Annotated in this window: 1 protein-coding gene; it reads right to left on the reverse strand. The window is 44.7% G+C overall.

Features of this window, described 5'->3' with window-relative positions; translation table 11 throughout:
- Nucleotides 1-426, reverse strand: a 426-nt coding sequence (locus tag UF06_RS00015) for an IS3 family transposase (protein ID WP_045568605.1), incomplete at its 3' end; no start/stop codon positions are given.
- Nucleotides 427-503: the final 77 nt, after the last annotated feature.

Below are 503 nucleotides of genomic sequence, written 5' to 3' on the forward strand. Positions count from 1 at the left end.
CTTTGCAAGCATGGTGTAACTTCTCATAGGAGCACCGTTGTCAGAGTGCAAAGTAATGTTGCCTTGCACACACTTTTCCCGCCATGTTGTTCTTTGGAGTAACTCCGCTGCATATTCGCCTAGCTCCTGATCATACACTTCTGCACCTACTACTTTTCTACTGAAGATATCCATTATCAAATAGAGGTAATAGTGCTTCCCTCGTATTTTCGATGGCAGATAACTGATATCCCAGCTCCATACCTGATTTGGTTTGCAGGCTTTTTGAACCTTTGGTCGAGAAGGACTTGTGCCAGCTTTGTTACGAGTTCGCTTACCTAGCTGGTTGTTTGCTTTTAATACACGATAAAATGTGGACTCTGAGGCAATGTAAAGTATCCGCCCCATGAACCCACGGGGCGATATTGTTAGTGTTTGAAGTTCCAAGGCAGGAGTGCATCGATATCAGGTTCCGCTTTCGCTAACTCCTGCATGCACTTGACCATGTAGTCGTAAAGGATAAG

This window comes from Vibrio sp. S234-5 (assembly GCF_000960595.1).
Classification (GTDB): Bacteria; Pseudomonadota; Gammaproteobacteria; order Enterobacterales; family Vibrionaceae; genus Vibrio.